Source organism: Wolbachia endosymbiont of Cylisticus convexus, from assembly GCF_003344345.1.
In genome coordinates, this window is sequence record NZ_QPIP01000055.1 from 1 (window position 1) to 10611 (window position 10611).

General features: G+C 33.9%; 8 protein-coding genes and 2 pseudogenes. 5 read left to right on the top strand and 5 right to left on the bottom strand.

Features of this window, described 5'->3' with window-relative positions; genetic code table 11:
* The coding region (locus tag Wcon_RS06255; protein ID WP_147269143.1) for a transposase at positions 1 to 367 on the top strand (367 nt) is incomplete at its 5' end.
* Positions 368 to 538: 171 nt separating this feature from the next.
* Here Wcon_RS06255 and Wcon_RS06260 read toward each other — a convergent pair.
* Positions 539 to 1212: pseudogene (locus Wcon_RS06260) on the bottom strand (transposase); the annotation flags it as partial.
* Between the two features lie 564 nt (positions 1213 to 1776).
* Complete coding sequence (gene purF / locus Wcon_RS06265; RefSeq protein WP_114517604.1) at positions 1777 to 3162, bottom strand: amidophosphoribosyltransferase; 1386 nt, start codon at positions 3160 to 3162, stop codon at positions 1777 to 1779.
* An 817-nt stretch (positions 3163 to 3979) separates the two neighbouring features.
* On the opposite strand from purF, the gene Wcon_RS06270 reads away from it, so the two are divergent.
* Positions 3980 to 4885, top strand: a complete 906-nt coding sequence (locus tag Wcon_RS06270) for a hypothetical protein (protein ID WP_237350085.1) — start codon at positions 3980 to 3982, stop codon at positions 4883 to 4885.
* Positions 4886 to 5007: 122 nt separating this feature from the next.
* On the opposite strand, the gene Wcon_RS06275 is transcribed toward Wcon_RS06270, so the two are convergent.
* The 3 genes from Wcon_RS06275 to def form a co-directional block, all read right to left on the bottom strand.
* Positions 5008 to 5547: a demethoxyubiquinone hydroxylase family protein gene (locus Wcon_RS06275; protein ID WP_179947494.1), complete on the bottom strand. Its 540-nt coding sequence runs from the start codon at positions 5545 to 5547 to the stop codon at positions 5008 to 5010.
* Between the two features lie 636 nt (positions 5548 to 6183).
* Positions 6184 to 6966, bottom strand: a complete 783-nt coding sequence (locus tag Wcon_RS06290; RefSeq protein WP_114517607.1) for a uracil-DNA glycosylase — start codon at positions 6964 to 6966, stop codon at positions 6184 to 6186.
* Entirely contained in the window at positions 6959 to 7495 is a 537-nt protein-coding gene (gene def, locus Wcon_RS06295; RefSeq protein WP_114517608.1) for a peptide deformylase, read from the bottom strand. The genes Wcon_RS06290 and def overlap by 8 nt, the downstream gene beginning before the upstream one ends.
* Before the next feature lie 136 nt (positions 7496 to 7631).
* Here def and ftsA point away from each other — a divergent pair, with 136 nt between their 5' ends.
* The 3 genes and pseudogenes from ftsA to Wcon_RS13385 all read left to right on the top strand — a co-directional run bounded on the left by ftsA (position 7632) and on the right by Wcon_RS13385 (position 10565).
* Positions 7632 to 8870 (top strand): cell division protein FtsA, encoded by a 1239-nt coding sequence (ftsA, locus tag Wcon_RS06300; protein ID WP_114517609.1) that lies wholly within the window; start codon positions 7632 to 7634, stop codon positions 8868 to 8870.
* 41 nt (positions 8871 to 8911) lie between these two features.
* Positions 8912 to 9133 (top strand): nucleoside triphosphate pyrophosphohydrolase family protein, encoded by a 222-nt coding sequence (locus Wcon_RS06305; protein ID WP_114517610.1) that lies wholly within the window; start codon positions 8912 to 8914, stop codon positions 9131 to 9133.
* A 491-nt stretch (positions 9134 to 9624) separates the two neighbouring features.
* Positions 9625 to 10565 (top strand): annotated as a pseudogene (locus Wcon_RS13385) (IS5 family transposase).
* The last annotated feature ends 46 nt before the right edge of the window (positions 10566 to 10611 follow it).

Sequence of the window (10611 nt, forward strand, 5' to 3'; positions counted from 1 at the left end):
TGCTTCAAGTAAAGAAATTGCTGAGAATTATCTGCTTGAGCTGGAAGGAAAATGGGGAGAAAAGTATCCTTTAGTTATAAAATCCTGGCAGAACAATTGGGAAAACTTATCCAGTTATTTTAAGTATTCTGGGCCAGTTAGGAAGCTGATTTACACCACTAATCCAATTGAGGGGTTGCATAGACAAATCAGGAAATTTACTAAAACTAAGGGTTCATTTACTAGTACAAATGCCTTGTACAAACAGGTATATTGTGCTATAAAAAAGGTAGAGCAAAAGTGGATTATGGCTCTCCCTAATTGGGCTTTAACTATGTCTCAACTTGATATTTTCTTTCCAGATAGGTTGAAAATTGAGTTGAACTAAAAATGCGGCTTGACACACTTTTTTGAACATTCCCAAATATTGCTATGCAAACCTTTTTTGATAGTATGCATATTGCTTATCAGAAAAATATTGATAGCATTAAACAGGATTTTGGTTTTGACTTTGTCAATTCTTCTGTCAGTTAATTCATGCCTGTCAGATTAAGTTGTGTCTAGTACATATAATTCTTACTCTAATTTTTGCTTCTTTTCCTAACAATACCTCGTTTTCTAAAAATCTCTAAACATTCTAATAACTCCATTTTTTGATTTATCATATATGTTGGTATCAACGACTTATGAAATAAGCTCCTATTTCATTGATTTGTTTATTGGCACAAAATAACCAAGATTAGCTAAATCGTTACTTGATCAAATGCTCCCTATAACCTTCTTACTCCCTCCGTTATGTTTAATTGATCGAATGTCTGATTTAAGTAATCAAAAACTAATTGCAACTTTATTCTGGACTTACTCTCATAACCTTTGTAACTACCCTTTATACAGACTTTCCTATACTGTTAGGCAGAGCTACTGTCCAATAATTTAACACTATTAAATTGCTGTAAGATTTTGCAATCAATCCGTAGTTAAATAAACACAAAATACATTTGTTTCATAAACTCAACTGCTTCTTCATTAAACCTAAACCCTGTTTCCACAAATTCTTCGTTTAATAATTGGCACATTGCATCTATGCTGCAGTTTTCAATTGCCCAAAATTATAGCTTTTATGAATGATGAACCGCCTCTTCCTTTTCTGTTTCAATTGATTGCCATTTCATTGAAAAATTTGTTGAGGTTATTTGATAGGCGAGTTATTTTATTCATTGTTACTTCTCTCACTAAAAACATATCTGTGAGAACTTATTATTCTATCTCCTCATATCTTTTTCCTTAACTTGACTCGTATGGTTGATAGTACAATCTCCTAACCGAGGTAGTCAAGACTCCATCAATGATTTGACCGTTCCTTCCAAAACCATGCTTATATACGGGCACTTAAGGCAGGCACCACTGGAAAAATCGGTTATAACTGCAGAGACGCTCCCTGCACAACTATACCCGAAAATTGCTAAACTTAAATTTTGGTGTTTCTTCTTGATTTGACAGATTTTGTTTATCTGACGCTTATATAGGTAAAAACCTAGAAATATTGTGAAGACATAAAGTGCACATAGTGCAAAAAATTAAAGATAAGACACCAACTATATAATACTTTTGTCGTTTAATCTGCATAGATTGAAGGTAATAAAATACCTTCAGTGTTATGGTAAGGGGAATGGTGGAGTTTATAAAGGAGTTTTTACATAAATGACGCCCAGGTAAAAATTATACGATTATGCAAAAAGTTTATTTTCAAAACTGTTGGTATAATATAGAAAAAACCTCACCTTCATTAATAATAGATTACTTACCAATTGGGTAGTCACCGGTGAAACAAGCATCACAATATTGTGGTGTAGCATTGTTACGCCTTTCTGCTTTAACAGCCCTATATAGTCCATCAATACTCAAGAAGGCTAAGCTATCTACTCCTATACTTTTCTTTATTTCTTCTATAGATTGAGTTGCGGCAATTAAATCTTTGCAATCTGGTGTATCTATTCCATAAAAACAAGAATGCTTAATTGGTGGGCTTGAAATCTTTAGGTGAATTTCTTTTACTCCCGCATCTTTTAACATAACTATTATACTTCTGAGCGTACTACCACGCACTATACTATCGTCTATTAAAATTATGTTTTTACCTTTTAAAATATGCTTATTAGCATTGAATTTTAATTTTATTCTAACCTTACGTATTTCAGCTGTTGGCTGTATAAACGTTCTTCCTATGTAGTGATTACGAATTATTCCCAGTTCCATGGGTAACCTTGAATGCTTTGCATATCCAATAGCTGCAGGTATTCCAGAATCAGGTATAGGTACAATCATATCCACATTGTCTTTTGGTGGACTCTCTTCTGCAAGTGTTTTTCCTATCCCTTTTCTTGCATCGTATATAGACCTGCTTTCCATTATGCTATCAGGTCTTGAAAAATAAACGTATTCAAAAATACAAAAACTTGATTTTTGCTGTGAAAAAGGAAACGCTGAAGCTAAATTACCATTTCGATCAATGGTGACTAACTCACCTGGCTCTACTTCTCTAACAAATTTCGCATTTATTATATCAAAAGCACAAGTTTCAGATGCAAGAACATAGGAACCATTTAACTTCCCTAAAACAAGAGGTCTGATTCCTGCTGAATCTCGTACTCCAATAATTACTTCTTGATTGATTGCTACAAAAGAATAAGCGCCTTGTATTTGCTTTAATGCATATATAAAACCCTTCAAGAAGCTATCTTTCTCACTTTTTGCTATCAGATGCACTAGTACTTCTGTGTCAATATCTGACTGAAAAATGCACTTTTGTTTAATTAATTGTTCGCGTATAGGAGAAATATTAATTAAATTACCATTATGTGCTATAGCAAAACTGCCAAATCTGTCACTTTTACCAAGCATGGGCTGTGTTCCAGACTTACTACCACTTGTTGAATATCGAACGTGACCTATTGCGCAATCTCCAGGTAAGGATTTCTTTATTTCATCTATATCATCAAGTACGCTGCTCACCTGACCTTGAAAATGATAAGAGAGTAGCTTACCGTTGTTACTAGTTGCTATGCCAAAAGACTCTTGACCCCTATGCTGTAAAGCGTGTAGAGCGAGTATAGAATTAAAAGCAGCACTTTGGCTGCAACTTATGCCAAATACCCCACACTCCTCATGTACTTCATCAAGCATAAAAAATATTAAATAAAGCCTGATTGTACTTTAGCAGAGGCAAAGTACAAGAATTTTATTTGTTAATCCCTTTCAAAGCTGAAGCTTTCTATGATAACTTTGATATATATCAGAAAGTAGGTTATACGCAATTAATCAAATAAAGTATGGGTAGCTGATATTACTTACCATAACAAATCTATTTGTGATAGTTGCAGTACTTGGTGCATAGGACTTCACTGGCTGACATTTTTAGCTCCGATATAAAATAAGAATACTGCAACAGAGTGAATGTGAGGTTGATCTTGTAGAATTCTACAGAAATTTACAGCAAAAAAATTGAGAGCAGAACCCCTTCACCAATTGATTTTTTTAGATCAATTCTAGTAAACTATTCTCCTTTTGAGATTTTTGACAATTTTTAAGTACCGAAGAAAAAAAGATATTTTTTATTGACTTACCTATGTATTGAGATAATTACTAAGAAGCTTTAGTGAGTAGTGGTATACAATATGGTTAATCAGGTAAACAAACGAGATGAAAGTAATCATCTTTTAAAGCTTGAACAGCTCTCTTATAACTTCTTCAAGAATCGACAGAATAGCTCACCAAATCCAGAATTACCGATCATAAGTCGTAAGAATAGGCACATGTATTTAACCAAGAAAAGGTACGAAAAAATAAAGATGTTATAGAGTATCTTAAAAGTCTTGACTCTATTGAAATAGCAGAGAGATGTTCAGCAAATCATCTTTTTGAGCGAGACTCATCTTCTACGAAACTGCAAATACCATTAACTACAGATGAACAAAGTCTAGTTGAAAAATTTTGTGATGAGATGACAAAAGGTATGACAGAACGCAATGAGCAAGAAAGCGTTTTAAGGTACATTGAACGCATAACAGAGGACTATTTAAATCAAGGAATAAGATTAAACTCATATTACGGTAAGGATAATAAAACTGTAACAAATTTAATATTTGAAAAAATGGAAGAATTAATTAATCGCTTTCACACAAATCCACATAATTCAACTACGAAAAATATCATACAAAAGATCACTCGTGATTTAGTGTTAAAAGGTGGGGTAGAAAAAGAATTATCTTTTTATAGCGATATTGAAGGCGGATATTATGGCCCTGATGATTTAAAAAATTTGAACGAGCAATGTAAGAGTAGGAGAAAAATTCTAGAGGGTATAGCATATGAAAGTATTGTGAAAAAAGATAATAAGCAAATTGATGAATATGACCTCGAAGTAGAAGTAGATAATAAATATTTTTATATTCAATATCCACGAGGTAGTATTATTGAAACTGCAAGAGTCTTAAATAATGAAAAAGCTAAAGATTTAGAAATTGGCATATTTCAAATTGAGGAAAGCATAGTAAGAGTTGAAATCACAAAAGACGGAAAAAGAAATTACACAGATATTTTTAAAGGTGGCATTGAAATATTTTTTACTACTAAACTAGGAGAGATTAGTATTTATCTACGGAAAGATGGTAACAAAATGGTAGTAGAAATTGATGAGGAAAGTAAAATAAGGTTTAGCAAGTTAGAAAACAAATCAAGCTTTGGAGGGAATTGTCTTATACAAGGGAAAAGTGTTTTAGAAGTTATGGGCAAGAGTTTTGAGAATATTCCTACACAGTCAACTCAGACTATTAAGAATGTTCCATCTACTAGTCTTACGCAAGCGTGTTCACAGCAACAAGAAAACTCAGGTAGGGGGTTAAATTAATGTATTTTTTAGGACAAGAAATTAATTATAAATATTCATACGCATTGAATTAGAGCAGAGGATATGAGACAGTAATTAACAGAAGAACTAAAGGTAAATGTGATTGTCAAAATGGTGATTGATTAAATCAACTTGGATAAGTAAATAGCAGCTTTACAGCTTGTTTTTATGAATGAAGATAAAACGTTGTAGCCAAGTGCGCTTTCAGCATTGTGCTGAATTGCAATATCTCTGTGTTCTAACTCTTCATCGCGAAATTTACTTATAGTTTCTCTTAGTTCCCCATCTTCTAAATGTAAGACTTGCTCCTTATAGTGCTCTCCGATCACTTCTTCAACTGCAGCAGTGCAAGCCATAGCAGCTTTTTTACCCATCATGGCAGTTACAACACCAAGTGACACCCCTAAAACACGCCAAACTGGCAACAAAACAGTAGGACGAACTCTTTGCTCCTTGATTTTCTCATTAAAATAGTGGAAATGTTTTTTTTCCTGCTCCTCCATTTCAATTATTTTGTCAATTATGGAAGATTTTTTAAGAATAAATTTTTGACCAGAATAAATGCAAATGGCTCCATATTCGCCAGCATGATTTACTCTAATTGCTTGTTCTAAAAAATTTCCTTTCAATTTTTTTATATTGTTTTTCAATGTTTCCTCCATTTATTTCTGCATTAGTACTACTATAAACCAACATATTATAGAGTAAATAAAATTCCATGCATACATTGCAAAAACATTATGATTACAGAAACTCAAGTAGCTATAGCAACGACAAAAGTTACTTGACAAACCCTCCCACTTTCCCTTATCATACCAATGAGAGTATTTATCCTTGTTTTTGGGCTCAACGACAAAATTCAGTAAAAAAACTCAGATGTTTATTGGCAAATTACATAAAATTATAGCGGCTGCATGTCTTTTTTATTTTTTCTACATTCAGCCAAATCGCGCTTAAAATAAGCGTTAGCACATTATTACAATGCCAATTTAAATTATTATAGGGTCAAAACTCGCTACTCGGGGATTCTTTTGTCTTTTTTATTTAGTAAATTTCTTAATATTTGGATTAGTTGGGAGTCCTATAGAGATGTCATTCCAGTGCTTGACACTGGAATCCAGTTCTTATTACCTGGTCAGTTTTCTGGATCCCAGTGTCTGGGTACTGGGATGACAAGAAATAGGCTCTTGCATGACAGGAAAAAGGGCACAGGGAGTTCTTTTGCCTTTTTCTCTATTTAGTAAATTTTTTAATATTTAATGCAAGTAGCCGGTACTGAGATGATAACGAGTAGTAAGCTAAACGTCTGTGTGGTTATTGGTATTATCAAGATATTCTCTAATCTTCTTTAAATCTTCCCAAGCTAAACGTTTTTGTGCTGGTTGACGAAGTAGGTAGGCTGGATGAAATATAGCGGCTGTAGTAATTGAATTAGATAAATATTGGTTAGTATAAGTATGAAATCTGCCACGCAAATTCGATATAGTCTTTGTGTTATCAAGAAGGCTATAACATGCAATTCCTCCAACTAAAATTAGAATTTGCGGTAAGACTAGCGCGATATGTTTCTCAACAAACGGCCTGCACATATCAAGCTCCAGATCAGTTGGCTTTCTGTTGCCAGGTGGACGCCAAAATACCGTGTTGCTTATATATACCTTAGTGCGGTCCAGACTAATTGCACTGAGCATCTTATCGAGCAGCATTCCGCTTGCACCACAAAATGGTATGCCTTTAAGGTCTTCATTTGCTCCTGGTGCTTCACCAACAAGCATGATTTTTGCATTTGGATTACCATCGGAAAAAACAGTATTAGTTGCAGTTTTTTTTATTTCACAACCCTCAAATGACTTAACTGCGCTTCTTAGTTCATCTACACTACTACATTCACTTGCAAGCTTCCTTGCTTCAATGATCCAGTCACTTGGGAACATGGTTTGTTGTTCTTTTTTCTGCTCGATGACAGAAGACTGTGCAGCTCTCTCATTTTCCACTTTTTTTTCCTCTTCACCTTCAGTTAGCGTGCAATCAACTCCCACTTCATGATAGAACTTCAACAATTCTAGATCTTCATTACTCATAGTTCTTTTTAACCTTCTGTGCCCTTCTCATAGCCATATCATATTTCAATTTAGACAAATGTCTAATGTATAATATGCCATTTAAATGATCTAGCTCATGCTGAATACATCTTGCAAGCCAACCACTAGCTTTTAGCGTCTGTTCTTCATTATTTAAATTTTTATATTTCACAGTTAAATATTTTGGACGCTTAATTTCATGGCTTTGCTCTGGAATTGAAAGACACCCTTCTATTAGTATTATTTGTTCATCGGATAATTCCGTAATTTCAGGATTAATCATGCAAAACTTGCCAACAGAATCATACCCTGTTGGCCCATCTTCAGCCTTCTCTGGCTGAACGTCCATGACAAAAACTTTCTTCAGCACTCCAACTTGCACCGCAGCAAGGCCAAGACCATCCGCATCGTACATAGTTTCGAACATGTTGTTTACTAATTCTTTAATTTTATCGTTTATATCTGTTACTTCACTGGCACGCGTGATTAACCTTTCATCAGGGGCAATTACAATTGGCAATTTAGACATAAAATTTTGATTTTATGTTTTATTTTTCCTTTGTACAGTATTTTGGGTATATTAAAATGTTGCTGTATTTTTAATAGAAATATAAATTATTAAAGGAAGCTACAATTTGAATGGAATTGTGTCATAAGGTCAACTAATGTACTCTGCAGTAATAATAAAACCAAAGCAGAATGTTTTTGCTGTTTTAGACATAGGTACAACAAAAATTATCTGTCTCATTGTTAAGATCAATAGCAATTTCAGCTATAAAATAATAGGAACGGGTTATAAAAGTGCAGAAGGTATAAGTGGTGGATCAATAACTGACGTAAAGCATGCAAGTTACTCTATTTCGTCAACTGTAGGTTTAGCTGAGCAAGTATCAGAAGAGGCTATAGACCAGATATATGTGAATGTGGCCGGATGTGGAATCTCATCTTTTAACGTACATAACGAAATAATTGCAGCTAATCACGAAATTTCAGACCGAGATATAAAACGTGTAGTCTTTCAGACATTTGAGAAATATATCGAAGAAAATGTTATAATTCACAATATACCACTTAAATATCACTTAGATGACATGACTGACATAAAGGAGGTCAGTGGATTATATGGAAAAAGATTATCTGCTGACGTTAATGTCGTCACTGCTTCGCGTCCAGCGCTTACCAATATTGAAAATTGTATAACTAATAATAGCGGGATAAGCATGGCCGGTTGTATTGCTTCTGCATATTCTGCAGGCCTTGCCTGTCTAAGTGAAGATGAAAAAGAGCTAGGAACTGCCGTTGTTGACATAGGGGGTGGGTGCACTGCAATTGGAATTTTTAAGAGAGGAAAGCTTATATACGCAAGCAGCATTCCAATTGGTGGCATTCACATCACTCGAGATATAGCTTATGGACTATGCACAAGTATAGAGCATGCTGAACGCATAAAAATACTATACGGTAGCACTATCGTAACTTCAATAGATGAGAATGAATATATTACACTGCAAAACAATGAAAATGATGAACCGACTCGAGTACTCAAGTCCGAACTTATTGACATCATAAGACCTCGGGTTGAGGAGATATTTGAACTAGTAAGAGAGCAATTTCAAAAACAAAAAGATCCAATCAATAAAGTAGTTATCACAGGTGGTACTAGCCGGTTGGCAAGCATGAAAGAGATTGCAAGCTATATACTCAATAAACAAGTCCGTATTGGATGCCCTGAGTCTTGTAGCGGTCTTGATGGCGAATATGATAAAAATCCTGTATTTTCTGCTGCCATAGGTTCTATAAAGCTAATAATTGACACTTTTTATAAAAGTAATTCTGGAATGCTCGGTCATGATGGCAAAATAAGTAAATTATACCATTGGGTTAAATCGAAAGTCACAGTTTAATTTTACTGAATGAAATTCTTATATCTATCAAAGGAAACATTATGAATAAAAAATATTGTTTCAAAATTAATAAACTTGTTCGTGATCATACAATTGAAATTATACGTTTCCATGGAATTATTGTTTATGAGAGGGTGATGGAAAAAGATGAATACATTGAACGTCTCAAAGATAAACTTTTACAAGAAGTAAAGAAAGTTATTGCCTCTAAAACCTCAGATGAAAACCTTGAAGAGTTAGCTTTGAGGTCATACATGCGTTAGGCAAAGAAAGTGGACTATCAATAGAACAAGTTGAAGAAAAACGTATTTCTAAAAAACAAGAGAGAGGTGGTTTTGAGAATCGTATCTATATTGATTATTACCTCATGAGATCAGTTTAGGTAGAAATGGCTCCTTTCATTGCCTTCTGTCATCCAAGTAGCTTGACACTTGGATCCATGTAACTTACTTTTGCTAGAGAAAAATTTTTTAAGAGATGGAAGAGAAAATGAAAGTGATTGAACGAGTAACAGAAAAATGGAAGGATTTGTATGATGAAATTTCACAATAAAACCTATGTCAAACATACAATTATACAAACGTTGTTGGTCGCCGTGCAGTATTCTCTTCTTGCCTCCAATCCAAGTAGCCCTCCTCTTGTCATCCCAGTGCGTGACACTGGGATGGCTTTGTTGCATCACTCAAGAGAAAAGAACTGGCAGTTACTGACAAAATTCATTATAGAATAGCCATTTAACCATTGAAGAAAAAATATGCCACAGCAAATGAAAGTCAGTAACTGCAATGAATATAACAAATTTCTCCAAGAAAGAGGAAATATTTTTCATTTTATTAATAGAAAATTGGTACGAACATGGTCCAAAAGTGTTCGGTGGCAACAATATTTACAGTGATAAAGTTGTGATTTTAGTGCATATAGTCGCTAGTCTCTTTAGAATTGGCTTAAGACAAACGGTAGGGTTTATAAAAGGATATTTGCAGCAAGTAGGAAAAGGCTTAGCAGTCATTAGCTATTCGCAGGCTTCAAGAAGGTTTAAAAAACTCAATATTAAGATCAATGATTGCAGAGTTGACAAAAACAATATGGAAGATATTGAAATTGCCATAGACAGTACAAGTATCAGTATTTATAATAATACCCCTGGTCACAGTAAGGAAAATAGTAAAGATAGAAAGTATCGCAGCTATGAACAGACAAGAAAATTGCATGTAATGTTGAATATAAATAGCAAAAACGCCATAGCTGTAAAATACAGTAACGGTGTCTACTCTGATCACTTGTGATCTGCTAAAAAAAGTTGATTTTCAGCATGTCGTAAAAGTACTATATGCCGATAGGGCGTACGATAGGCATAAGCTTTATAAATTATGCAAAGAATATAATATAAAAGCAAAAATTCTACCAAAAACCTGTGCAGCAGAGCATTTAAAAATAGACTACATGTCTGATAGGAACACTGCTATTAGGTTAATCAAATTACATAATGAAGATGGTATGAAGAAGTGGAAAGAAAAAGTAAATTATGGAAAGAGGTCATATATTGAGGTTTTTTTTTCGCGACTAAAACAAACATTTGGGTTTAGCTTTAGAAATAAATCCGAAGTAAATCGTGAAAAAGAATTGCTAATAAAATGCTACTTACTCAATAAATTTATTGAAATTGGCGTCGCTAAATTTGAGATAGCTTCATGAATTTATTATACATTATCTACTATCCAAAGAGCGATGCAACAAAGCC

Bases quoted from the DNA above. Each gene is read 5' to 3' on its own strand.
- purF (WP_114517604.1), bottom strand. From the start codon at position 3,162: ATGCTTGATGAAGTACATGAGGAGTGTGGGGTATTTGGCATAAGTTGC.
- Wcon_RS06270 (WP_237350085.1), top strand. From the start codon at position 3,980: ATGACAAAAGGTATGACAGAACGCAATGAGCAAGAAAGCGTTTTAAGG.
- Wcon_RS06275 (WP_179947494.1), bottom strand. From the start codon at position 5,547: ATGGAGGAAACATTGAAAAACAATATAAAAAAATTGAAAGGAAATTTT.
- Wcon_RS06290 (WP_114517607.1), bottom strand. From the start codon at position 6,966: ATGAGTAATGAAGATCTAGAATTGTTGAAGTTCTATCATGAAGTGGGA.
- def (WP_114517608.1), bottom strand. From the start codon at position 7,495: ATGTCTAAATTGCCAATTGTAATTGCCCCTGATGAAAGGTTAATCACG.
- ftsA (WP_114517609.1), top strand. From the start codon at position 7,632: ATGTACTCTGCAGTAATAATAAAACCAAAGCAGAATGTTTTTGCTGTT.
- Wcon_RS06305 (WP_114517610.1), top strand. From the start codon at position 8,912: ATGAATAAAAAATATTGTTTCAAAATTAATAAACTTGTTCGTGATCAT.